At 31.7% G+C, this 26,680-nt stretch carries 18 protein-coding genes and 1 pseudogene; 4 read left to right on the top strand and 15 right to left on the bottom strand.

Annotated features, from left to right (window positions below; genetic code table 11):
• From JM658_RS15695 to JM658_RS15680, 4 genes and pseudogenes are all read right to left on the bottom strand, one after another.
• Nucleotides 1–613, bottom strand: a pseudogene (locus tag JM658_RS15695) (hypothetical protein); the annotation flags it as partial.
• Between the two features lie 328 nt (nucleotides 614–941).
• Nucleotides 942–1,817, bottom strand: a complete 876-nt coding sequence (locus JM658_RS15690) for a hypothetical protein (protein ID WP_236960508.1) — start codon at nucleotides 1,815–1,817, stop codon at nucleotides 942–944.
• 8 nt (nucleotides 1,818–1,825) lie between these two features.
• On the bottom strand, nucleotides 1,826–2,821 hold the full coding sequence (locus tag JM658_RS15685; protein ID WP_236960506.1) for a helix-turn-helix domain-containing protein: 996 nt from the start codon (nucleotides 2,819–2,821) through the stop codon (nucleotides 1,826–1,828).
• An 11-nt stretch (nucleotides 2,822–2,832) separates the two neighbouring features.
• Nucleotides 2,833–3,450 (bottom strand): hypothetical protein, encoded by a 618-nt coding sequence (locus JM658_RS15680; protein ID WP_236960498.1) that lies wholly within the window; start codon nucleotides 3,448–3,450, stop codon nucleotides 2,833–2,835.
• 755 nt (nucleotides 3,451–4,205) lie between these two features.
• Here JM658_RS15680 and JM658_RS15675 point away from each other — a divergent pair.
• The 4 genes from JM658_RS15675 to JM658_RS15660 all read left to right on the top strand — a co-directional run bounded on the left by JM658_RS15675 (nucleotide 4,206) and on the right by JM658_RS15660 (nucleotide 8,783).
• Nucleotides 4,206–4,949: a tyrosine-protein phosphatase gene (locus JM658_RS15675; RefSeq protein WP_236960496.1), complete on the top strand. Its 744-nt coding sequence runs from the start codon at nucleotides 4,206–4,208 to the stop codon at nucleotides 4,947–4,949.
• 140 nt (nucleotides 4,950–5,089) lie between these two features.
• Nucleotides 5,090–5,587 carry a hypothetical protein gene (locus tag JM658_RS15670; protein ID WP_236960494.1) on the top strand — a complete coding sequence of 166 codons (498 nt, stop codon included), beginning with the start codon at nucleotides 5,090–5,092 and terminating at the stop codon, nucleotides 5,585–5,587.
• A gap of 37 nt (nucleotides 5,588–5,624) precedes the next feature.
• Nucleotides 5,625–6,401, top strand: a complete 777-nt coding sequence (locus tag JM658_RS15665; protein ID WP_236960485.1) for a polysaccharide biosynthesis/export family protein — start codon at nucleotides 5,625–5,627, stop codon at nucleotides 6,399–6,401.
• Between the two features lie 9 nt (nucleotides 6,402–6,410).
• Nucleotides 6,411–8,783 (top strand): GumC family protein, encoded by a 2,373-nt coding sequence (locus JM658_RS15660; RefSeq protein WP_236960482.1) that lies wholly within the window; start codon nucleotides 6,411–6,413, stop codon nucleotides 8,781–8,783.
• Between the two features lie 1,698 nt (nucleotides 8,784–10,481).
• On the opposite strand, the gene JM658_RS15655 is transcribed toward JM658_RS15660, so the two are convergent.
• The 11 genes from JM658_RS15655 to JM658_RS15605 form a co-directional block, all read right to left on the bottom strand.
• A complete protein-coding gene (locus tag JM658_RS15655) occupies nucleotides 10,482–12,989 on the bottom strand; it encodes a glycoside hydrolase family 2 protein (RefSeq protein WP_236960480.1) in 2,508 nt (835 codons plus the stop codon).
• A gap of 303 nt (nucleotides 12,990–13,292) precedes the next feature.
• Nucleotides 13,293–14,513, bottom strand: a complete 1,221-nt coding sequence (locus JM658_RS15650) for a glycoside hydrolase family 117 protein (RefSeq protein WP_236960478.1) — start codon at nucleotides 14,511–14,513, stop codon at nucleotides 13,293–13,295.
• Between the two features lie 191 nt (nucleotides 14,514–14,704).
• Nucleotides 14,705–15,712 (bottom strand): L-rhamnose/proton symporter RhaT, encoded by a 1,008-nt coding sequence (locus JM658_RS15645; RefSeq protein WP_236960476.1) that lies wholly within the window; start codon nucleotides 15,710–15,712, stop codon nucleotides 14,705–14,707.
• Nucleotides 15,713–15,734: 22 nt separating this feature from the next.
• Complete coding sequence (locus tag JM658_RS15640) at nucleotides 15,735–16,784, bottom strand: aldose epimerase family protein (protein ID WP_236960473.1); 1,050 nt, start codon at nucleotides 16,782–16,784, stop codon at nucleotides 15,735–15,737.
• A 4-nt stretch (nucleotides 16,785–16,788) separates the two neighbouring features.
• Nucleotides 16,789–17,880: a mandelate racemase/muconate lactonizing enzyme family protein gene (locus JM658_RS15635; protein ID WP_236960471.1), complete on the bottom strand. Its 1,092-nt coding sequence runs from the start codon at nucleotides 17,878–17,880 to the stop codon at nucleotides 16,789–16,791.
• Nucleotides 17,881–17,903: 23 nt separating this feature from the next.
• Nucleotides 17,904–19,451 (bottom strand): sulfatase family protein, encoded by a 1,548-nt coding sequence (locus JM658_RS15630; protein WP_236960469.1) that lies wholly within the window; start codon nucleotides 19,449–19,451, stop codon nucleotides 17,904–17,906.
• Between the two features lie 2 nt (nucleotides 19,452–19,453).
• The gene (aldA, locus tag JM658_RS15625) at nucleotides 19,454–20,908 is read right to left on the bottom strand and encodes an aldehyde dehydrogenase (protein WP_262911776.1); all 1,455 of its coding nucleotides are present in this window, start codon (nucleotides 20,906–20,908) and stop codon (nucleotides 19,454–19,456) included.
• 25 nt (nucleotides 20,909–20,933) lie between these two features.
• Entirely contained in the window at nucleotides 20,934–21,704 is a 771-nt protein-coding gene (locus JM658_RS15620; RefSeq protein WP_236960467.1) for an SDR family NAD(P)-dependent oxidoreductase, read from the bottom strand.
• A gap of 14 nt (nucleotides 21,705–21,718) precedes the next feature.
• On the bottom strand, nucleotides 21,719–22,735 hold the full coding sequence (locus JM658_RS15615; protein ID WP_236960465.1) for a zinc-dependent alcohol dehydrogenase: 1,017 nt from the start codon (nucleotides 22,733–22,735) through the stop codon (nucleotides 21,719–21,721).
• Between the two features lie 9 nt (nucleotides 22,736–22,744).
• Nucleotides 22,745–24,091 (bottom strand): family 16 glycosylhydrolase, encoded by a 1,347-nt coding sequence (locus JM658_RS15610; protein ID WP_236960463.1) that lies wholly within the window; start codon nucleotides 24,089–24,091, stop codon nucleotides 22,745–22,747.
• 1 nt (nucleotide 24,092) lies between these two features.
• Nucleotides 24,093–26,648 carry a glycoside hydrolase family 2 TIM barrel-domain containing protein gene (locus JM658_RS15605; RefSeq protein ID WP_236960461.1) on the bottom strand — a complete coding sequence of 852 codons (2,556 nt, stop codon included), beginning with the start codon at nucleotides 26,646–26,648 and terminating at the stop codon, nucleotides 24,093–24,095.
• Nucleotides 26,649–26,680 lie beyond the last annotated feature (32 nt).

Here is a 26,680-nt window from a genome sequence, read left to right as displayed (position 1 = left end):
CTCCATCGTACTTCACGTTTCCTCCAATCTCTGTATTCTCAAACACATTTGTGATTTGATTTACTACATCTGGATCTTGAACTATCTTGTCAAAATTATTAATGACATCTGCAGGAACATCTATGATTACAGCATCACCGTTCTCATTTGTATATGTATACGTACCATCCTCATTATTTACTAACGTTGTTGTTGTTTCATTGGCTTTAATAATTTCATTAATATTAATAACATGAGATTCACCATTTTCATCTACATAAGTAAAAGAATCCCCATTATATATTACCGTATTTGAAGCCAAATCCAAACCAGCTATATCATCAGAATCAACAATACGTTTCCAAGAATCTTCGTGCCAATAATAATATCCTGGACTTAAGGTAGAATTTGTTGCTGTATTAAAGACTAATAAACTATTAATATTCCCATTCAATATTGTGGATTGATCATCAATACCATTCAACTGAATTCGAGGAATCAAGACCCCCCTATTATTAGCGACAACCTCTAATTGTGCCGAACCATTTGGCATCTCCGTTCCAACTCCAACTTGAGAGTAAACACTCCCGCCTAAAGCTAGAAAAACACCGATTGAAAGTAATCTTTTATTCATAAAATTTTTAATTAAAATTAAACTCCAACTTTCTGTATTAAGAAAAGCAATACGTTAGATTTACACCTAACAATCACAAAATTATGTTTAATAAATGTTATAGATTTACCAACAAAGACATATAAATAGCACTAAAAGACATATAATATATAATCAATAATCATTAAGGAAAATAAATCATTTATATAAGATAAATATTACAAAAGTTTATCATACATAACTGTAAAACATACACATAGAGACATATCACATATCACAGTAATTAAACTATGAATATATTTTATGAATTTTACTTAATTTGAAAATGTTGAATTATAGTGAATTAAAATTAAACATTACACAAATCACCTGAAGACATCCTTTTAAAATATAGTGCGGGACTACATCCATAAAGAATTTTAAATTTTGTTTTAAAAGAAGAAACTGACATATTAGAAAGTGAAGCCAATTTATTTAACCCTGGAAACTCATAACCTTTCAAACTATGCAAAAAAGATTTGGAAATTTCTAATGAATCAATATCTACAAAAGAAACTCCTGAATTATTAAGAAACCCCATTGTATTAAATCTGAAAAGTAAATCATGAAAAACCTTTAAAGCAACACTTTTTAAATGATATTCAAACTCAATAGCGTTAAAATCTATATTGTTAAGTCCTTGAATAGATAATCGAACTACATTTGATATACTACCATAATAGGTAATAGTCCCCTCTTTTTCGATTGAATCAAATAGATATTTATAATCAAATCGTTTATCCAAGCTCTCTAATAAAAAAGTTTTATCGATAATTAATCGCAAAGAATAAACGTGATTATTCAGTTTTGCCTGATAAGATGTTTTTATTCTGTTATCAATTAATCCAAAATTTAAATCACTATTTGCTCCTACTTCATATTTATTCCCACCTACTGTATGTAAATTCGAATCATTACTAAAGTCATGATAGACTATCAAGGTATTATTATCTAATCCCCTTCTAGTAAAAACCACATTATCAAAAATTGTCATATTGGATAACAAAACAGAGAACTTCCCCTTTAAAACTTCGCAAAAATGATGCATCTTTACAGTGTTCTCATCATCTTGAAAATAAATGCTCCCATTGAATTCAGATACAACAAAACCATATTCCCCCACGAACTCATCCATCCAACTCTTGTCTAAAGAAAAATTGTGACTAATATGTTTACAAGCTCCCATTTAAATAGTTATAAGATTAATTTTTTTGGTGTAACTCCAAAACTCTCTTTAAATGTTTTTATAAAGAAAGATACATTTTGATAAGAAAAAAGAGTTGCGATTTCCTCAATAGGCATACTCCGGTCCAAAACATGATTCTTGGCTAATGAAATTTTATGCTTCAAAAAATATTGTCTTGGAGAAACTCCATTTATCTTAGTAAAAAGAGTCTTATACTTAGTAGGAGACATGCACGACTCACTACTTAAAACAGAAATTCCAGGAAATGCATCATAAATTCGATTTAGCATATATACTTCTGATTTTTTTATTAATGCAATATCAACATCACATAAGCCTTCTATAGCTCTTTTCTTACCAGAACAGATATGAGAAACTGTACTACCGAATAATCCGTTAAAAATACTTAACACTCTATACTCATTATGAAATGAATCTCTACACAACTTTTTAATATTTAATAAAGAGTCAATACTATTACTAGAAATTAAATCGCTTCTTAAATAAGCTTCTCTATTGTATGATAATTTAGAGTCTTTACTAAAATCACTTACCAAAACGGATTCACAATTTTTCAAAAAAAGTAAAGGCAATTTTTCCTTCTTAACAAAAAAGCAAACTAAAAACATATTCCCTTTCTCATTTATTTTCATCCTATTATTCATAGAACTATCCAAAACTTGTAACTTATTACGCCAGTTAGAACCTGTCTCAATACTTTTCTCTCCAGCTAAAAAAAAGTCATAATCAATATTTGAAATAATGTAACCAATTCCAATAAACTCATTATTTATATTTCTTTGCTTAAATACTACTCCCTCAACAAAGTCAATATCTATAACAAAAACAGACATCCCTTCCTCTAGGGTTAAAACCATCCCCTTTCCTTCGTAGTTGCTCTTTTTCAAATTAAAGAATCTATCCTCGTGTTTAGTCCCTCCCAAGGACTTAACAAAACTGTTTTCCCATTTTTCACCACTACCTACATCGTACAAGACCTCCATACCCTAACCTATTATATATTAATGATTAATGTATCATCAACATCAGCTCCTTCATTAAAACCACAACACTCCTTACTCAACAAATAACAATCATCCATATAAAGACTACCAGATATATAATCTCCAGAGAGTTTTCCTGTCAAAAAATTAAAAATAAGTTTAATATCGAGCACAGTATAACCAATAGACAACATGACAATTAAAATCACTCCTACAGGATTAAAGAAAACACTAATCACAATCGATATTAAAAAAAGAACTCCCATAGCAAAACTAATTCCCAAAAGATAAGTTTTAGTTGACCGTATTCTATTGATAAAATACAAAGAAGTAGTTTCATTATACTCAAACATCATTTTAGAATCTTCCTTACTAAAATGCATAATACCCCACCATAAAACCAATTTTAATACTTCATAATTAAAAATGATAGATATACCTATCACTAGATATGAAAAAAAATCAATTAAATAGTTAGTGAAAAAAGTGTTTACAGATATCTCAAAAACATTGACTATCAGTAAAGCCATACACAAAACAAACACACCAAAAATCAACACCTTTGAAAGGTTAGCTAATAAAAATCTTATCCTGCATCTAATACGTTGCACTTTTAGGGATTTATTCATAACAAAGATTTTTAAATTAATTTATCGCCTGTAAAATTATTACCGAAGAGGGTTCTTAAAAATGACGATCATCAGTTTTGTAGAAGATTAACAAAATTTAAACTTTTTAAAAACAATAAATCCAACATGTAAAGAATTGATTTAAAGAAAATTGAAACCTAAATCCAATTAAAAATCGTATAGAAAAAGAATGAAGATTGATTTAAAATCATAAATTAAAAAAATTAAAAATGGTTAACTTGAACAGCCTTCAAGCTATATCTAAGCATTACTTTTCAACAAAACAAGATATACTTTTTTTATTATAACACTTTCATAAAGACATGGAAGATTTCCTTCATTTAACAAGGACACCTAAAACACTCAAATACTGAATGTTAAAACACTAAACATTTTTTACAATACCACTCTAGGGATAAAGAACCTAGAATTCTAGGTGTAACTAAAAAAAATAACAAAACAAATAAGTGAGACAAAAAAATGACACTTAACGTCTTAAAAATTTGCTGAATCACATTAAGAAAAAGGTCCAAATCAATATAAATAACCAGAATCTTGCAATAAAAGTAATTTTCTGCACAAAAATCATCAAATAATTGATGACGGTCATTTTTTTTGTTTTCGTTTATAAAATTTCAAAAAAGAGGGCTCTAATAGCCATTAGAATAATATAAAATCTAGAACTAATTTTGAAAATTGAATACTATCAATAAAACCTACATGAAATAGTAAATCTAATTTTTACTGAAAAGTTGATGACAATTATATTTAAAGATAAAAAGAGAATCACTGATTATTTATATGATTTCACTGATATACATTCCCATTTAATCCCTGGAATAGATGATGGATCCAAAAACAAGATTAATTCATATGAATTAATAAAAGAGTTGAAAGATTTAGGAATAAGGAATTTAATAACCACTCCTCATGTAATTTCGGGATTATACCCAAATACATCGAAAATTATAAATGAAGAATTGAATAGTTTGAAGAAATATCTTGTAGTACAAGGTATGTGTCCGAATTCAATTAATGCGGCTGCAGAATATATGGTTGATGAAAATTTTGAAAGTCTTATAGAGAATAATGAGCTTCTATGCATAAAGGATAAATATGTTTTAATGGAACTACCTCAAATTAAAATTCCAATGAACATGGCAACTATATTTACTAAACTCAAAAACCGAGATTACATTCCTGTCCTTGCACATCCTGAAAGGTACAATTATTTTCATAACAATTATGAAATTTTAGTTAGAATGAAACATCAAGGATGGCTATTTCAATTAAATGCTCTATCCCTTAGTGATTATTATGGAAATAGAGTCAAAAATATGGGAATGAAACTATTGAAAGAAAATCAAATTAATTTTTTAGGAACCGATATTCATAACAAAAATCAAATTGAAAAGCTTAAAAATATATCTATTAAAAAAAATTTACAGAAAAATTTTGAATCAATAGTTTGTAACACCAACACTGTGTTTTTAAGTTAAACAGGTCCCTAAATACTGACAATTAAAAAAATATAAAGCTTTAAAAACTATTTAATATGAGAAAAATAATAATCATGAGTATAATTTGTTTATGCTCTAACGCTGGATTTTCCCAAGAGGACCAAAATATGGAGAGACAAATGAACAAAGTCGGAAACAAATGGGTGATAAATGTTAGTGGTAATGTTGTTGATAATAATATCCGACCCAATGAAGATCATTTCGAATCATATTTCGAAAATTGGAATGCCGCATTTTTATTCTCACAAGCTAGCATTCAAAAAAGATTTTGTGATAATTTCAGTCTTAAATTAACCGGATCAATAAATAAACTTAAGAATGAAAGTGATAAGAATGCAGATAAAATTAATTATGCTGCTGCAGATATTGATGTATCGTGGTATTTCACACATTTATTTATAAAAAACCCTTCTTTTTTTGAAGCTTATATAAGCGCAGGACAGGGCTTAACCTTCATATCTACTAAGGGAAATGCCAATACAAATATAGGTGGTGGATTTAACTTCTGGATTAGTAGTCGTGTTGGAATAAACCTTCAAACAGTTGGTAAGTTTGGTCTTACTGGAAGTGAGGACAACTATTTACAACACAGTGCTGGAATAATGTTTGCTTTGTAAAGCAAACATTATTCTATATAGAATTAAAGTAATGTATATGAAGCTCATTTATAAGTTCAGTGCAATTTGTTGCATTTTTTTTGTTTTATTTTCATGCGTATCTGAAAGAAAAGTGGTTTATCTTCAAGATTTAAAAAATAAAGACATAATTAAATCAAATAATAATCCCGTAAAAATATCAAATAATGACTTACTAACTATCATCGTTTCATCTTCTGATATAGCTGCAGCTGCCCCCTTTAATCTACCTATAACTTCATCATATTCCCCTTCTACTACACAATTAACTACTTCTCAAGCAATACAAACTTATTTAGTAAATCAAGATGGAAATATAAACTTTCCTGTTTTAGGTGAAGTTAATGTAGCAGGAAAAACTAGAAATGAAGTGATTGATATCCTTAAAAAAAAGATATCCCAATACTTGGTTGACCCTATTATAAATTTAAGAATAGTAAATTACAATGTCACAATATTGGGAGAAGTAAATAAACCTGGACAATATACATTTCAAGATGAACACGTCTCATTATTAGAAGCTATAGGTACTGCTGGTGATTTAACTATATACGGGAAAAGGGATAACATTTTAGTAATTAGAGAAGTTGGAGACTCAAAAACCAAAACATTTAGAGTAAACATTAAAAACTCAAATTTTATTAACTCTCCTGTTTACTATTTACAACAAAACGATATTGTCTATGTTGTTCCCAATAAATCTCAAGTTCAAGGTTCATCTTACAACAGAAATGCTCCTGTATATATATCACTAGCCTCAGTGATTATATCTCTAATTGTACTGTTTACTAGATAATTATTCCAAATGATAAATTCACATAATAATATTCCTGAAGAGGAAGTAGAAGTTATTGACCTACTAAAACTTTTTAAACAGATTATTAATCATTGGAAAATTATTATTATTTCAATGCTATTCTGTACTTCAATAGGCTATATTTTATCAAACATTTTGCCTACAAAGTACAAGTCTACTGCAACAATTTTAATAGATGAAAACTCCCCAAGTTCACCTTTAGATGCATTAGGAGAGCTAGATGGATTTAGCTTACTTGGTGGATTATCCAAAAATAACAATCTTCAAAATGAAATCTTAATCTTAGGATCCCGATCAATTCTGATAAAGGTAATTGATAGTCTTAATTTAAGATATAATTATTATAAGAATCATTATTTTATAAATGAGAAAGTTACCTCAGAAACGCTACCATTTAATTTCAAATTTGAATCAAGAAATGAAAATTATAATAATTCCTTTGAAATAAAGCTAAATAAAGAACTCAAATCTTATACTCTTATAAAAGATGACACATCTCACATATATGATCTAAATAAAGAAATCAATCTTAAAGATGGTAATCTTTATGTAGAGTTGAATTCACGTTACAATAAAGACTCTTTAGACTTTAATAAATTTACCATATTGATAGAGGATAAAGAAAGTACGATATCTAAATATCAAGAAAGCCTCCAAGTATCTAATATAGATGGAAGCTCTATTTTATCCCTATCTATGAATAGTAATTTAAAACTAGACTCGGAAAAAATAATCAATACCTTAATCTATTATTACAATAAAAACAATTTAGAAAAGAAAAGAAAAGTATCGAAAAATACAGAAAAGTTTATCAATTCAAGATTGAGGATAATAACAGAAGAATTAGACTCCATAGAAAACAACAAAGTAATATTTAAGAGCAAACACAAGCTCGCTGACATAAGTTATCAATCTGAAAATTTCATTGATGGTATTACAGATTTAAAAAAAGATAAACTCGAGCTATTAACGAAAATACAGTTGATTAATTCTGTTCTTGAATATTTAAAAAAAGGTCGAAATACAGACTTACTCCCCACAAACATAGGTATCGATGGAGACGATATTCCCAATCAAATTAATGATTACAATAATTTAGTATTACATAGAGAAGAACTAATGTTAAGCTCTACAAATAAGAATCCAATTGTTATACAATTAGATTCTCGAATCAATAGATTACGTCAAAACATACTAGAGGGGCTAAACAGCCATTTAAATAATGTTAAGATAGTACTAAACGATTTAAATACGCAAGAGTCAATCTATGATAGAAACATAGTCGATATTCCTAGTCAAGAAAAGAATTACAGGGCAATTGAACGACAGCAAAATATTAAAGAAGCTCTATATATATTTTTACTAAGAAAAAGAGAGGAAGTTGCCGTGAGCAAATCTTCTTTACTTTCTATGGCTACAATAATTGACCATGCATATACATTAACTAAACCTGTATCAGTTAATCCGCTATTAGTTATTTTAGGTTCATCTGTTATCGGACTTGGACTTCCAGTTTTTTTTATTATAATCTACACTGTTGTGTTTAGAGATAAAGTATATACAACTGAAGATTTAGAACAGGTAATACCAGAAATACCTATTTTAGGAGAGTTACCTCTAGAAACTGGAAAAACAGATAATTATACAATCATTCAAAATGAGAGATCAATATTGGCGGAAGCCTTGAGAGTTATAAGGAGTAATCTTAATTACTTAAATACTAAGAAGTCAATTTCTACTAAAATATTAGTAACCTCCAGTGATAAAGGTGAAGGAAAAACCTTTGTATCTATTAATCTTTCTTTAGTTTTAGCTAGTGCGAATAAAAAAGTACTGCTAGTTGGGATTGACTTAAGAAATCCTCAAATTCATAATTATTTAAAAGAAAAAATTAGTCTAAAGGATGATGGTATTTCAGACGTACTAAATCAATCCATAAATGATGTAGATAAAATAATAAATAAAAAAGTTATTCATGAAAATATGGATGTGATTACTTCCGGATCAATACCTCCTAACCCATCCGAATTACTTCAAAATGGAGAAATAGCAATGTTTCTAGCAAGTGTTGAAAAAAAGTATGATTATATTATATTAGATTCTGCTCCATTAATGCTCGTTGCTGACTCTTTTGAAATTGTCAAGCACGCAGATGTAACAATATGTGTGGTAAGAGCATCTTACTCAAAACTTAAGAATATACATTTCATAAAGAAAATATATAAACAAAAGAAAATAAAAAATCCATCCTTAATATTGAACGGAGTCAAAATGAATAACTTAGAGTATGGTTATAAATATGGAGAAGAAAAGAAAAGATTTTCATGGAAAAGCATGTTTACATCACCTTTAAGTAAATAATATACTAAATGTAATATGTATCTACAAACTTCAATAAATTAAATTAAACATCCCTTTTATTCATTGTCAGCAATCATTCTTTAAGATGTCTACTAGTGAGATGAACTATTGACTACATATAATCAGAAATGATACTGATAATTTGAATTCTCAACCATATTACCTTGAAAATAAGCGATTAATACACAAAAATATCAACAGAGTTATTATAGTTTATCATCGATGAACTCGTCTCATACTCTCTTAAGATTCTTATGAAAATGAAGATAGCTAACACATTTTGATTAGTCATTTTAATCAAAAAATTTCCGCAAGTGACTTAATTTGAATAAACTTTTAATTGAAAAGTACAAAAAAGAAAGTTCTATCATATTAAAGTGATCTATCCGGTGACTTAGATTTAAAACAGACTGTAAGATGTAGGCTAAAACGTTTTAGATGGTGACAAGATAGTCTCGTCATCCGTACAATAGTAGAATAATTAAGTAATATAGATTCCAAAACTTTTACAGTATTATTAAGTTTCCCATGTGTTAAATCGAGGATAACATTTGTTTATTCTCCTTTCGGATAGTTTCATTTATGAAAGCCACTCCTTTTAGTAAAAGTAATCTATATTTCAATTCAATAGTCCATTTAATTTCTATGAAAAATAATTAAGCTCGGCTAGTTAATCATAATAGGAAATACATAAACGAAATTCTTCATTCGGTTTTTTAATTAGATCCTAGCTAATAGTTAAGCCCTCCATTAATAGGCACTATTATAGCTTTGAGTAAATACGACCTTATCTCTTCATTTTTATGGGTATATTTGGTTAAATACCATTGCAAAATTATCAGATAATAATATTACTAATAGTCAATCATATTATCATACACATCTTGTCTCAAATGAATCATTCAGAAAGGCAATGTAACGCCAGTAAAATTGGCCGATGATATGATTTTACAGAATCTACTTAAGATATATAACTTTCTAACTCATTTACAAGAGACTAATTACTATTCTTTATAATTATAAGATTTAAATTTAAAAATAAAAAATAGTAATTACATCTGATGAATGATATTATAGAAACAAGTGTTTTACTAATGATATACACCTCTAAATCATAAACTTTTGTTAAAAAGAGAAATATTCGGTGTCAGTAATTTTCTGTGCTTTTTGCAGCCCTTTAAAATCAATAAAACAAACTTAAATGATTAGTTCCTCTTTCTCCGCAAAGAAAAACCATAACGAAAGTTATGGTTTTTTTGCTTTTAAATACTATTTCAATTAAGACTACCAGGGATCAGAACATCCCTTATAACGGTTACGGAAGACCTTATTTGGGTCGTTTTATAGCCAAACACCCATATTAAGCCACCCCATAGCCCTATCTACACCCCCTTTGACCCCTCTCTTCATAGGGCGTTGCCCACCTCAACACCCCTAATAGGCCATAGCAAGTAGCAAAATAGCCTTCTTTTATCGCTTATAAGCATTAATTTAATGGTTAGAACCCATCTCAACACCCCTCTAGGGTGTATTCATAAAGGGGGAAGGGCCCTATTACCCCCCCCTTATTTTCCTTTGTTTAATATAATTATATATGTCATCTGGCCATACTTAGAGGCTCTTATGATAAATAATAACTGACTATACTGTATTATCTAAATTTTTCAATTTATGTATAATCATATCAGAAGAATTCATTTAAAAACCTTTTGCTCTTGGGGTTTCTGTTCCACTTTGATAGTCACTACCATTTTGTCGAGTAAGTTCATCAAAAAAGAAATAATAGGATCCATAACCACCATGACCATTCTCATTTTCTTGCTTTAGACGTTCTATCTTCCATTCTTGAAATTTTTTAGTAGCAGCTTTCTGGTCACCTATCAAAAAGAAATAATCATTGTGAGAAATTTGTTTGCCATCCTTATCTAGTAATTCCATTTCTACGTAAAACTTCTCCTTAACTTTATTTAAGATATCCTCCTCTATTCTGAAGAATTCTTTAGCGCTATTTTCTTTGATTACATCTACATCGAACGTCTTTTTAAATAACGTTTTCTTACTATCATTCTTAATTATAAAATTGATTGTACAATTTTCATATGATTTATAAAAATCATTAATCACCCATATATTACCCAAAAATGGCTCATCATTATGCCACCTCCTTTTCTTAAATTCAAAGTTTACCAATAGCGGTTGGTATGCCTTCTGCACAAAATAATAAGAGCGTTTGGGTTTTTGATAATTATCTACTATACCCCATTTCATATCTGGCCAATAAGTAATATAATGACATAATGCAATTGCACTTAAACTTGGTTTATCCCTACGGAAATGTTCAATTCCATTTTGGAAAATCACCCCTTGAGCATCTTGCGTGGCATTGACAAATTCCTCTAATGAGCCTTTCATTTCATCTCCAAAAACATCCCAATTTTGCATACGTAAACGGGTTAAATCTGCCCAATGGTGTCCCCAACTTAATCCAGGTTTCCATAGTTCATTTTCAGGAATAAATTTTTTTAAACTTTCTACAGATGGCACAGAAGTTATTGCAAATTCTGGTACAATTGGATAACCATCAGCTTTAGTTTGATACCAATCTTCATGCAACCATTGTCCCATATCGTAAAAATAACGTAAGGCATGAACTGCTTCCTTAGGTTTAAATCCAGCTTTCTGAGCCACATGGTCGGTCATAGGCGAATCCGGAACATATGGGAGTGCAGCATAAGCTTGTAACGAATCTCCTAAACGTTCTAAAAATTTTCTACCAGCATGTGGATCACGAGTTCGAAACATCATTTCTTCTCCTCCTTCCATCATTATTAATGAAGGATGATTTCTTCTTTCCTTTACTACTTTAACTGCTTCATTTAAAACTTCGGAAACATGATCTTCATCAATGGGGAAATTTCCTGTTCCAAGAGGTATCATATCTTGCCAAATAGTCATTCCCATTTCATCTGCATATTCATAAAACTCTGGAATCTCTGGAGGATGCCATCCAAAAATACGAATATTATTCATATTCATTTCTTTAGCCAATTTAATGAGCTCATAATATTCTTCCTTAGAAGTTCGTCCAACAAAAATATCTGGTGGACCTCCCCAACAGGCTGATCGAATAAAATGAAACTTTCCATTTATATAGGTTGATCTGGGAAAGGAAACATCTACATCTTTTTTAAATCCAGGATTCCATTTTGAGGTCACCTCTCTAATTCCAAAAGTTGTCTCTTCAAAATCATGATTTATACCTCCTTCTTTTAGAGATATTTTTGCTTCATATAAATTTGGATCTCCTAAATCCCATGGCCACCATAATTTTGGGTTATCTAAATGTATAGTTTTGATGAATTTATGTATTCCAGAATCTATGATTTCTTTAAAGTCAAATTCTATTTTTTTTGATTGAAAGTTCTTTCCTTCCAATGAAATTAAAAAGTTCATAGGTTTAGCGTTATCATCTGTATTCTCTACAGTCATTTCTAATGCTACATCCGCAGATCCATCTTTATTTATTTCAGTATTTGCATAAACATCTTTAAAACGAACTTTTCCACTTCGAACCATTTTAACAGGTCTCCAAATACCCATAGGAGCTATATCTCTCCAGTAATCTCCAAACCAAGGTGTTTTTTTACCTGCTACCAATGCATTTACTTGAGGAGCTGGATTTAACTTTACAATTAACATATTCTGCCCCTTGAGATAATCATGCTTACTTATACGTAAGTGATCATTCACATTAAATGAAAATCCTGAAAATGCTCCTTCATTTTTACCTAAATAGTGTCCATTTAACCATACCTCACAACTATAATCTACTCCTTCGAAAACAATATCTACTACCTGATCTTGAATCCCCTCAGTTACTCTAAACTGATAAGCATACCACCATTCGTATTGCTGCACCCATTGAGCTTTAACAGAATTCCTCCCAAAATATGGGTCTTCAATAGCACCAGCTTTCCATAAATCTGTATAAACATCTCCTGGAACTTCAGCATTATTCCATACTAAAGTTTCTATATCTTCAGGTGGTAATTTATGTAGTCCTTTTTTTATTCCCTGCCCAGGTAACATCATTTTCATTCGCCATTTCATGCCACTAAAATCTCGTATGAACTGATTACTCTCCTGATGTGAAAGAGTGGTATTGGGTTGTGCATATGTATGAACAGTTAATAAACTTATAATCATACACAAAAACAACTTTTGATAATATTTGCTTTTTTTATCCATGATAAATAATTATTTATTAGATAATAGATTGATAATTAAATTGTTACATGTAGGTAATATGTTTGAATTGTAACAATAGAAAGCCCGAGGTACACTACTATGTAGGGTACCAAATAAAAACGAGATTATAGACATCTCTTAAAGACGAAAACTTATTTATACAATAGAAACATTATGAGTAAAATGCTCTCTATACTAATGTTAGTGAAAAGAAGATATTATATAAATAAGTAAACGTCACACTATATTAAAATGTAATTTTTATTTACCGGCATCTTCACCTTTCGCTACATGGTGCTTTATACTCCATGTGGAAAATCTTCTTATATATTGATAATCACTAGTTTTATATTGATGTGTAAGTCCCCATTTTAAAATTTCTATCGGAGACTTCTCAGCATCCAACGTTCTATTTAACCCAATGGCATGAGGAGCTCCTTTAATAACACTTTTAATTTCAAAATTAATACCATCTGGAGACCATTGAACTGTGTTCTTTTCTGGACCATCTGTAGTTATTAAAGATGAAATCCCTCCATTATATTTCCATACACAAATTTCATGACCGCTATTGCTAATAGGATTATAAGGAGATTTTACATATGGGCCTTTAGGGTTGTCTGCGATTGCTACACCATGACGAATTTGTCTTCCTCCAAAAGTGATTTCCTCTCCCATTTGTTCTCCTTTATAGTATAAATAATACTTGCCATTAAATGGAATAATACAAGGGTCGTGCACTTTATGACTGTCAAAATCTCCCTTTTTCTCTACTGCAAAACGATTATCTTCATCGCCTTTCCAAATTCCGTTGTCAGCCGGACTCAAAATAGGTTCTTTACTTTTTGTCCACGGTCCATCTGGTGAATCAGACCAAGCAAGTCCCACTTGATTTTTAACACGTACATTATATGGAGACTTTACTGTTTGATAGCATAAGTAGTATTTGTTTTTATCTTTCATTATTTCTACTGTAAAAACGGATCGATCATCATAAGCTCCTTTTTCTCCTCTAGCAACTGCAATACCTTCTTCTTTCCATGTAATGCCATCTTCTGAAGTTGCATACCATATATCGCATCTATCCCAAGGAAAAACTTTATCATTTTCAATATCACCTGCAAACCCTTGCGTCGGTCCTACAGATTTAGTGTACCAAACATAATATTTTCCATTTTCTTTGATCAATGCACTAGGATCACGCCTTACTACTCCTTCCTCATATGCAAGATCTCCTTTTAAGTCTTCCACTTTATACTCAAAAAACCAATCGTTTCCTAAGTCCTTAGGCCATTTTAATGCCCTTTTTGATGCAGCACTTAATTTATCTGAATTAGTTATTCCTAAAAAATCTTGTTGCTCTTTAGAAATTTTAAGTTCTGACTCCGTATTTTTTATATCCGTTTGCTCCTCTTGTTTTTCATTACAGGATATTAAAATCAATCCTAAAAGCAACGCTGCACTTATTTTAAATTTTCTCATCTTTTATTCGTTTTCGTTGTATTTTATATTAAATCTTTTATAAGATTTACTAATTAATTTATATATGTTGAAGCTCTTAAATTATCATTAAAAATGAATATAAATATAAAAGCTATTCCATATAACTTCTTATTTTATTTTTAGATTGAAGTGGAATATAAAGTATTAATTCCATATCATTTTACATTCTATTAAAGTCCATTTCCTATTGCTATAATTATTATCCCAATAACCATACACAATACGCTTAAATATAAAAACATCTTAGCTCTACTTGAAGCTTGACTCCACTCACCGGTTATTAAACCACTAATAATTGCAGTTACTACACAAGAAGTATTAAATATTGCATAACCAACAGTATTTCCTACTTCTCCTAATTTAAATGCTGCAAAAGCAAATAAAGCAGATGCTGCATAATGGAAGATTGCCATGATAAGAATTAAGAAAAAGTTCATACCAAAATGAGACGTTTTAAAATCTCCCCATGCCTTTTTAGTGGTTAATTGACTAACAAAATAAGCTGCCATTACAATACCCCCACTTATAAAAATAGGAAACATTACAGCAACTGCTGTTACCCACTCTGGATTTCCTGCAGCTTGACAAGCTTCATGAATATAGGGTCTTCCAACTGCATTAGCATAACTAAAACCAGTGGCAAGTAAACCTCCGATAACAGCAATCAAAATACCCGTTAACATTTTTCCTTTTTGATGTTTAGCATCTTTACCTTCTTCATCTTTTTCTCTAACTAGACCTGCCTTCCCATTAAAAATCACTCCAATAAGAACTATAAGAATCCCTATTAAAATAGTAATAAAGACATTCTCAGAAGGAAGACCTTCTACTATAAAAGGTAATATTGACCCCACAAGAATAACAGTTCCTATAAAAAGAGAAAAACCTAGGGAAAGTCCTATATGGTTTATTGCTTTACCCCACATCATTACTCCTATTCCCCAAAGAAAACTGGCTCCCGCCATTTTAAATAAAATATGATTTGGAACGGCCTCGAATACACCTCCAAAATCATTTATTAATATAAAAGAAGCTAAGATTGGAACTACAAACATGGTGAGTAAAAAAAACAAACCCCATGTGTTTTCGAACTTAAAATCTTTTGTGAACTTCTCTGGCAAAGCATATAAACCTAGCATAAGTCCAGCTATAATTGCTAATATTACTCCTTCTAGCATAATTCTTTTAGTTTAGTTTAGGTTAAAAAATAAATTTAAAAATAGTAGTACTTTTATAGGTTTCTCCTGCATTGGTAATTGACTTAGGTGAATTTTTTATATTCGGCCCGTTAGGATATCTATGTGTCTCACAACAAAAGCCTCTATATTTTCCATATTTTATTTCTGAGTTTCTTTTCAATGTATCTGATGTATACTTTCCTGTATAAAATAGCATTCCAGGCTCTGTTGTACTTATTTCAAGAGTCCTATTACTATCAATGTCTTTTATGAATCCGATCTTCTGAAGTTTAAAGTCTTGCTTTTCAAAAATGTAATAATGCTCAAAACCATCATTCATTTTTGCATGTACTTCCGAAATCGTTTGCGGATTTCTTAAATCATCAGGATTATTTTCTAGCGAAACAATTTCACCTATCGCAGCTCCTGTTTCATCTAATTTTAATTTCTCTTTACTTGAAATTTGAACCAAGTGATTTTCTATAGATTCTTCAAACCCTGATAAATTGAAATAGGTATGATTTGTAAGAGATAAAGGGGTATCCTTCTCAGGAATAGCCTCATAATTAAATTTGAGTTCGTTACTGTTGTTAAGTAACACCTTTAACTTAATGAGTGTATCTCCTGGAAACCCCTCTTCCATAGCTATACTATTTAATGTTAAAACTATAAAGCACTCCTCTTTTCCTTCATAAAGAGATTCTAGTTCCCATAGTTTTTTGTCAAAGCCTACTTTTCCTCCATGTAAATTATTCTTACCTGCATTAGCTGATAAATTATATGTAACTCCATTCAAATTAAAAGTTGCATCTTTTATTTGGGAACAATATCTACCTATAGTGGCTCCAAAATACGGGGAATTCATTATGTACTCTTCGGAAAAATAATCTTCTATTTTATCAAAACCACAGCTTATCTCAAGCGGATTATTTTCTGAATCTGGAATCATTATTGAAGTAATTGTGGCTCCATAATTAATTATGCTTACTTGCATCCCATTATTATTAGATAATGTATATCTGTAAACTTCTTTCCCATTTAAAATCCCAAACTGTGATTTTGATATATTCATACTTTTATACTTTAAAAGGTTTTAATTTCTCCCAATTGAACTCGACTCCTATTCCTGGCTTATCCGAAGCTACCGCTCTATGATTTTCTACAACCAATGGTCTCAAGGTGTACTCATCTATTGGAAAGCTATGTACCTCTAGCCAACCCGAATTTGGTTGAGCTGAGACAAGACTTACATGTAGTTCTTGCATTCCATGTGAACAAGCAGGAATACCATATTTATTTGCCAATCTAGCAGCTGCTAGCCAACCTGTTATCCCCCCACAATTAGAAGCATCTGGCTGAATGAATGATAATTTAGATTGCTCAAATGCATACTCAAACTCATGAATAGTATGTAAGTTCTCTCCCATGGCAATAGGAAATCCAGTTTTATCAACAATTTCTCCATATCCCTTATAATTATCAGGAATTATAGGCTCTTCAAACCAGGTAATATCAAACTGCTTAAATCCTTCTATTGCTTTAATTGCTTCATCTACTGTCATAGAATAATTAGCATCAACCATAAAAGTTACATCAGGACCAATTAATTCCCTCACGGCTTTAATTCTATCTAAATCTTCGCTTAAATTATCTCTACCAATTTTAATTTTCACAGCTGAAAAACCTCGATCTAAATACCCTTGAATATTATTTAATAATTTTTCCTTCGGAAACATTAAATCAATTCCTCCACAGTAAGCTTTACAGGTATTACCGGATGCTCCTACCATTTGCCACAAAGGCTTTTCTGCTTTCTTACATCGAATATCCCACAGCGCAATATCTATAGCAGATATTGCAAATGAAGCTATTCCACCTCGACCCACATAATGAATATGCCATTCTAAAAAATCATAAATTTCATAAATATTAGTTCCATCCTTACCTATTAAAACCTTTTCAAAATCATGCTGAATCATGGCTTTGATAGCAAATCCTCCTTTACCTCCAGTATAGGTATACCCGGTACCTTCAGAGCCATCTTCTAGAGTAATGGTTACCGTAATCAACTCGAAATGATAATGATCTCCATGCTTTGCATCAGACATTACTTCTGGAAGTGGAACTTTAAATAATCTTGTTTTTATATTTGATATTTTTGTACCCATTTATTACTATGCTTATTTTATTCTTATTTATGCCTACCTCTTATAGTTTCAAAAAGTGCTACCATTTCCTTAAGCTTTTTCGTTTTTACAAGTGCTAAGTTTTTCTCCTGACTTTTATCCTCCTTTAGATTATATAATTGGTACTTATCTGAGATTCCCAATTCTATTTGTACATTTTCATTAAATGAATTTCCATCGTAAGGAGGTATCATAACCCAATTACCAGCTCGTAATGCTGTTAATGAATTGGCTTCTATAATTAGTTCTGATCTCCCTTTATTACTTTTTCCTGTTAGGACTGAAGACAAATCTTGGCTATCTAAATAATCAGAAGAATAGTCTACACCTATTAAACTTGATAAAGACGTCATTAAATCAACCTGACAAATTAAGGCGTTTGATACGCTAGGCTTGATTTTACCTTTCCAATAAGCCATAAAAGGAACATGAGTCCCCGCTTCTAATAAGCTGTATTTTCCTCCACGTAATCCTCCTTTTGGGTCATGATTTCCCAATTTCTCAACAGCAAAATCATTGTAACCATCATTTAAAACTGGACCATTATCGCTAGAAAGTATTATTAATGTATTATCTAGTAATTGTTCCTCTTCTAAAGTTTTAATGAACTCTCCAATAACCCAGTCAGCTTCTAAAATAACATCACCTCTAGGTCCCATTCCAGACTTACCTACAAAACGAGGATGTGGTGTACGAGGGACGTGTGGTTGTTGCAAAGCATAATACAAGAAAAAAGGTGCTGATTTATGTTCTTTTACATACGATTTAGCTTTAGATAAAAAATGATCGGCCATATCAATATCGCTCCATTTAGCGGCTTCTCCTCCTTTCATAAAACCAATTCTTGGTATTCCATTCACAACACTATTATTATGACCATGATGCCAATTCATGGTCAATAATTCTGGATTTGAAATTGCTGTTGGCTCTCCTTTAAAATTTTCAGAATAACTAACTTCAATAGGATCATCTTTATCTAAACCCACTACATTACCATTTTCAATATAAACTGTGGGAACACGGTCTTGCGTAGCCGCCATGATATAAGAGTAATCAAATCCTACATCATTTGGGTTTGGTGTTATATATTCATTCCAATTTATCTTACCATTACCTAATCCTAAGTGCCATTTTCCAATTACTGCTGTATGATAATCTTTCTGTTTAAACATTTTTGGCAATGTTTTCTGTTTAGTATCAATTAGCATTGGCGCATCACCAGGTAATATTTTAGCATTTTTATTTCTCCATGGATAAACTCCTGTTAGTAATCCATAACGACTAGGTGTACATGTGGCGGAGGTAGCATATCCATTTATAAAGCGAATTCCCTCATTTCCTAATCTATCAATATTAGGTGTTTTAATCTCTGTTGCACCATAACTACTAAGATCTCCGTATCCTAAATCATCTAAATAAATAATCACAACATTCGGAAGTGTATCATTATTAACAATTTTATTTTGTGGAACTATCTCTTGGTTTTCAATATTAAAAATGGGGTTTCCAAGTAAGCTCAAGACTGTTGAAAAAATTAAACTAAACTTAAACATGGTTATGATTTAAACTTTAAATAAAATGTCTTCTTCTCTAAATATTGCTCAAATCCATACTTCCCATCTTCTCCCCCAGAGCCCGATAATTTATATCCATTATGAAAACCTTGATGTTGTTCTCCATGACCTCGATTTACATATATCTCTCCGAATTCTAGCTCATCATTACACTTCATAATAGTATTCATGTCATTAGTAAATACCATTGCTGCTAATCCATATTCGCAATCATTTGCATACCCGATTACCTCGTCAAATGTTTTAAATTTCAAAACAGGTAAAATTGGTCCAAAAGATTCTTCGTGTACAATAGTCATATCTTGAGACACATTTGTAAGTACTGTTGGTTCAAACCAATATCCATTTTTAAATTGGTCGCCTTCTGGTTTTTTTCCTCCTGTGGCAATCGTTGCTCCCTCCTTTATACTAACAGCTACCAAATGCTCCATGTTTTTTAACTCTGAGGCATTTACTTTTGGTCCCATATCAGTGTCTTCCAACATAGGATCTCCAATTTTTATCGCCTTTACTTTATCTATAAATTTTTTAATAAATACATCATAAATATCTTCATGAACATATAATCGTTCGTTACAAGTACATACTTGTCCGCAATTATCAAAACGTGAATGTAAAGCACTAGCTACTGCTGCATCGATATCTGCATCTTCAAATACAATAAAAGGTGCTTTTCCTCCTAATTCTAATTGAACATGTGTAAGATTTTGTGCTGCGTTTCTTGCTATTTGTTGTCCTACGGGAGTAGAACCCGTCATCGTTACCATTTTTGTAATAGGACTCTCCACAAGTGTATTTCCCATAGCTCTCCCTGGACCTGTAAGGATATTAATAACTCCAGGAGGGATTCCTACTTTATTAGCTAAAGCCCCTAATTCTAAGGTAGCTAATGGTGTTTCTGAAGTTGGTTTTATTACAATAGTATTTCCTGCAATTAGTGCTGGCCCCAACTTACGACCAGCTAATGCTAAAGGAAAATTCCAAGCTGTAATTGCAACTACTACTCCTCTCGGTACTTTCTGTATCCATATCTGCTCGTCTGGGTTATCAGAAGGAATTATATCTCCTTCAATCCTACGAGCACCTTCACAAGCATATTCAATAAATGATGCTGTTACTGCTACTTCACCTTTCGCCACTTTCAATAGCTTACCTTGTTCTTTAACCAATAATTCAGCTAAGAAGTCGGCATTCTCTTTTATTTCATTTGCTAATTTATAGAGTAGTTCTGCTCGTTTTCGTGCTGGTATTTTTTTCCATTCCTTTTGAGCTTTATCTGCAGCATTTAAAGCATCAATCGCCTCTTCTGGAGTTCCATTCTGTACTTTTGCAAAAACTTCTCCCGTTGAAGGACTCACAATATCAATGGTTTCTCCTGAAGTTGAAGTCTTCCATTTACCATCTATAAATAACTGATATTCTTTAATTTCTGACATAATCGTTTTCTTTAAGGTTTAAAATTTATCTCCCCATCCATCCACCGTCAACTAAAACGATAGATCCATTCATATAACTAGCTGCTTCAGAAGCTAAAAACACAACAGGACCAGCAAAATCCTTTGGTTCTCCCCATCTACCGGATGGGATCCTAGACAATATAGATTCAGCTCTTTCAGGGTTATTTCTCAAGGCCTCCGTATTATCAGTCGCTATGTAGCCTGGTGCGATAGCATTTACATTTACCCCTTTACTAGCCCATTCATTTGCAAAAGCCATTGTTAATTGTCCAATAGCCCCTTTACTTGCAGCATATCCTGGTACAGTAATTCCACCTTGGAACGTTAATAAAGAAGCAGTGAAAATAATTTTACCTTCCCCTCTCGCTATCATTTCTTTACCTATTTCTCTTGTTAAAATAAACTGTGCATTTTGATTTACTTCAATAACTTTATCCCACATTTCATCAGGATGTTCTGCTGCAGGAGTTCTAAGAATTGTTCCTGCATTATTGATTAAAACATCAATCTTTTTATGATCTTTTTTAACCTCTTCAATAAACTTATATAGGGACTTTCTATCTGAAAAATCACACTGATATGCGCTAAACTTCTTCCCTCTAGATTCTACTTCTTTAGAGACATCACTTCCATTTAATTCTAAACTAGCAGAAACACCAATAATATTAGCTCCTGCTTCAGCTAGACCAATCGCCATAGCTTTTCCTATTCCCCTTTTGCACCCTGTTACTAAGGCTGTTTTTCCTTCTAATTTAAACGTATCTAAAACACTCATTTTATCTCTTTTTATTATAAACTACAATCCATTAATACCTTCATTCCAGAAGGATTCTTATCTATGTTTTCAAAAACTTGCTGAATATTAGTTAACGGTTGTACATCCGTTATCATTTCTTGAAAAGGCAATTCATTTGCGGTAATTAATTCAATAGACTTCTCATAATCTTCTTTCTCATAAACTCTTGCTCCAATAAGACTAAGTTCTTTCCAAAAGAATTTAAAAAGGTCTACAGGTTTCTTCTCCCCGTGAATTGCTACCATTACAATTCTTCCTCGAATTCCCGCTACTTCGCACATTATATCTAATGCAGGTTGAACTCCTGCAACTTCAAAAACTACATCGGCTTTGCGATTATCTGTTTTTGATTTTATATATTCAACTAAATCCACTTCCATAGGATTTATTGCATCAAAGCCTAAAGCTTTAGCTTTTTCAATTCGCTTAGGGTTAACTTCAGAGATTATTACTTGAGCCCCTTTTTCTTTTGCAACCATAGCAACTAACATTCCTATAGGTCCGCCTCCCAACACAACAGCTGTTTCTCCTTTTACAAGTCCGCTTCTACGAACATCGTGCGTTGCTACCGAAAGAGGTTCTATTAAAGCTGCTAGTTTTAAATCTGTCTCAGGTTTTAATTTATGTAGCACAAAGGAGGGAACATTCCAATATTGCTGCATAGCCCCTTCACTGTCGATACCAATAAATTTTAAGTCTTCACAAATATGATTATTCCCCTTATCAGATGGTTTTACTAAACGATCATCTAGCGGTCTTACTACAATTTTATCACCTGTTTTAAACTCTGTAACCCCTTCTCCTATAGCATCAATAGTACCAGACATTTCATGACCTATAGTAGCTGGAAAATCAACACGTTTGTCCATCATTCCATGATATATATGCACATCAGTGCCACAAACACCTACATAGGCTACTTTGATTCTAACTTCCCCCTTACTTGGCTCCGAGATTTCTTTGTCGATGACATTAAATGTTTTGTTTCCTTGATATTGTGTTGCTTTCATGTTTATTTATTATTCTTTATTTAATTGAAATGCATCTATAAATAATGGCTTATCTATAGTGTTCTCTACTTTTATAAAAATTTCGTTTTGAGATTTCGAATTGAAGGTTATACTATTATTTTTCCAATTTTCTGTTGCAGCTAAAGTCGATTTCGCTATCCCTAATACATTGATTTCAGAACCGCTACCAAATGAGAAATACTTCCAAATAAGCTTATAATTGGTATTAGGAGTTACTTGAATCTTTTGAATTACCGAGCCAGATGTTTCTAACTTTAGTGTATACGCTTCGTCTATATTAGTTTCTGAACTTGTAGAAATAGAAACTGGTCCTTTCCTGTACCAATCTGACAGGTTAGGATTATTGAAGCTACCATTTTTAATCAAACCACCATTAAATTCTGTTATTGGTTGATACGTTCTAACATAATCTACTAGATACTTATTCTTATCTTCGTTTTCTAATTCATTATCTGTAGCGACGATGGGTGGATTTTGATTAGATCGCCATGCATGATCTTCTAAATCTAGAATCATATACATTTCTCGATCTATTCCTAGGCCTTCGGGATCTTTTATATCGTCAGCTCTTATTTGATCTACTAACACTCCGTCATAAAAAACATCCAGATTAAAAGCATCCTTCCAATAAATTCCATAACGATGGAAATCCTTTCGCCATGGCTCTTCATTAGGTAATGTATGATGGGTCTGGTCATCAAAATTTTCTATTATTGCATTGGTTTCCTCGTCCCTAATAAATACATGTGTATTAGAAGAAGCTCTTGCTGCGAACCAGCTTTGGTCAGGACGATCACTACCATAACATTCCAAAACATCAATCTCTCTTTCGTCATCCTCGCTTAAAAACCAAAAGTTTGAGGATAACACTTGATTCGCAATTTTAGCTCTTACCTCTGTATAAATAGGGAACTTAATTTTATTTTTGGAAGATATTACACCACAATAAACCTTATCTGTGTTTGGCTTTCTGGAGCCTTCTAAAATCAAATTTCCTCCATCAATATTAGAGTTTTGTGATGTCCATTCTGTTAATCCTGGGCCTACCCAACTACTAAAATATGTGTCATTCCATTTTTTTGAGAATTCTTCGCTCTTTCCGTCATAATTAAACTCATCAGAAAAATCATTCAGAAGTGACCAATTCATATCTATTGGGGGATTACCCTGACTATTTGGGATCTCTAAATCTCCAAGAGTATAACCCACCGTAGGATCTTCCAAAATCTCATCCTCCGATTCTGGTAAAAGATTGTCACCTTCCTCAGTTGAATTTGAATCACATGAACTTATTTGAAGTAAACAGTATATGTATAGTAGAATTTGAAGTTTCATCTTATTTAATTTTGATGATTTCTTGGTTAGACTTCAATCCATCTCCTTCCGCAGTAATAATAATCTCACCTGATTTATCTAGAGCTTGAATGATAAGAAGTGTTCTTCCCTCATAAGTCGTGCTTTTATTAGATTGGAATTTCTCCACACTTTTAATCCATCCGCTATCTACACCAAGTATCTTTGCAGGCCCTTCTACAGAAAATGTCAATTCTCTATTATCAACTTTAACAGGATTACCATTTTTATCTAAGAGCTGAGCTACTACATGAGCAACATCATAATTATCTGATTCTAGAACCTGTTTATCTACCATGATACTTATTTGTGATGCAGTTAATGCAGTTGTGATAGATTCTTTAACAACCTCTCCTTCCTTAGTTCCTATTGCTTTTAGAGTTCCTTTTTTATATGGAACCGCCCATTTATAGATATGGTCTTCAAAACTTTTAAGGTGTTTTTTACCTAAACTCTTATCATTTAGAAAAAGCTCAATTTCTTCACAATTAGAATACAACTCAACATTTATGATTTCATCTTTACTATAATTCCAATGGCTATTAACATCCTGCCAAGACCATAATGCTTTCTTCCATGCTTCTGAATCTTTTGGAACTATCTCCCCTTTCTCATTAAGTTTATTCAATGATTTTTCTATGTTTTGGGTTGCAATATGTATTGAAGGTGTTTCTGTCCAAAGCGATTTGAACATATAATAACTCCCTCTAGGGAAACCTGCTGTATTTAATAATCCAGAAGGTTGAACTCTAACTGGCCAAGGATCGCGTATCTCTCCCATATAGTCTATTCCGGTCCATAAAAAAGTACCAGCAATAAATGGGCGATCCATAATGGCTTTCCATTCATGATATTGCCCTAAATTCTCAGTACCCATTATTGGTTTATTAGGATAATTAAGATGTCCATAATCATATAAAACTCTACGATAGCTATAACCCACAACATCTAAAGCGTCAGTATACCCAGAAAGATGACTTGCTGAAGGCAGTATTAGATTTGCAGTAACAGGGCGCATTGTATCAAGTTCCTTTACCCATTTAGACAATTTATTTGCTGTTTCTGCAATGTCATATTTATCATGTGGTAGCGAGTCTAATTTATTTTTAATTTTTTCTGTTGTAAATGGCGGTTCCGACCAAAAGTAATTTCCTTTCCAACTCATATTTCCAAAGAAACCTGTAGCTTCAGCATTCCGCGGATATGTCCACTCGATTTCATTACCGATGCTCCATTGAATAATTGATGGATGATTTCTATGACTTTTAATAATGGATTTTAGGTCTTTTTCTGCCCATTCTTGGAAATGTTCCGTATACCCTCTTGTTATATAGTCAACTTTTTGTTCATTTTGATTGAACCTTTTATCCTTAGGATTATCCCACTCATCAAAGAGCTCATCTTGAACTAGAAATCCCATTTCATCACATAGGTTTAGAAATTCATTTGATGCTGGATTGTGAGAAATACGAATAGCATTGCAACCACCTTCCTTCAATATTTTCAATCTACGCTTCCAAACCCCTTCTGGAACTGCAGCTCCAACAAGACCTCCATCGTGATGAAGGCATACGCCTTTTATTTTCATATTCTTTCCATTAAGAAAAAAACCACGTTTAGCATCAAAGTCGATTGATCTTATTCCGAACTTTTCCTTAGTAATATCTAATACTTCGCCATCGCTAGTAATAGTTGTTACAGCTTTATAAAGGTGAGGTGATTCAATATTCCAAAGATTAGGATTGTCTATATTGACTACTTGTATTAATTTTTGATTGGATTGGGATTCTATATTCTTATCATCACTAATTCTAGAGACTTCATTATCCTGATTGTCATAAATAACAGTAGTAAGATTAAATGCTTTATCCTCTTGAAAATGGTTTTCTAGCTCTAATTCTATATTAACTTTGGCACTGTCTTTACTTATTGATGGAGTAAAAATATTTACTCCCCATACTGGCACATGTAATTTTGAAGTTCTGATTAATGTCACATTTCTATATATGCCTGCTCCTGTATACCACCTACTATCTGCAAAACGGGAATGATCAATTTTAACTTCTATTGTGTTAGATGCGCCTAATGGTTTAAGATAGTTTGTTAGATCATAATAAAATGGAGAGTAACCATATGGATGGCTACCTAGCTTTTTACCATTAATATAAACCTCACTATTATTGTATATTCCATCAAAAAGAATAAAACAAGATTCTTTGTTAGTTACTTCAGTAGGGAACATTTTTTTGTAATACCCATAACCTTCTCCATCTAAATAACCTGTGGCCTTTGCATTATAAGCTAGGCTAGAGTCAAATTCTTTTTTAATTACCCAATCATGTGGTAATTGGATATTTTGCCAGCTATCTTCTTTAATTTCAGCAATTGCAACATCTGTTTTAGATAAATGAAACTGCCAACCTAAATTAAAGTCTAACTTTTTTGTTTTGATATCTTTTTCTGATTTCCACGGAATCATTGATAAAGCAACAATCGCAACAAACAGTAAAATTCCTATGTATATATTATTCTTTTTCATTTCTACTCAATACTATTTTTAGTAAAATCTTG

It is taken from the genome of Joostella atrarenae (genome assembly GCF_021764745.1).
Classification (GTDB): Bacteria; Bacteroidota; Bacteroidia; order Flavobacteriales; family Flavobacteriaceae; genus Galbibacter; species Galbibacter atrarenae.
The sequence above is the reverse complement of the archived record's forward strand: the minus strand, read 5'-3'. Positions and strand labels throughout refer to the sequence as shown.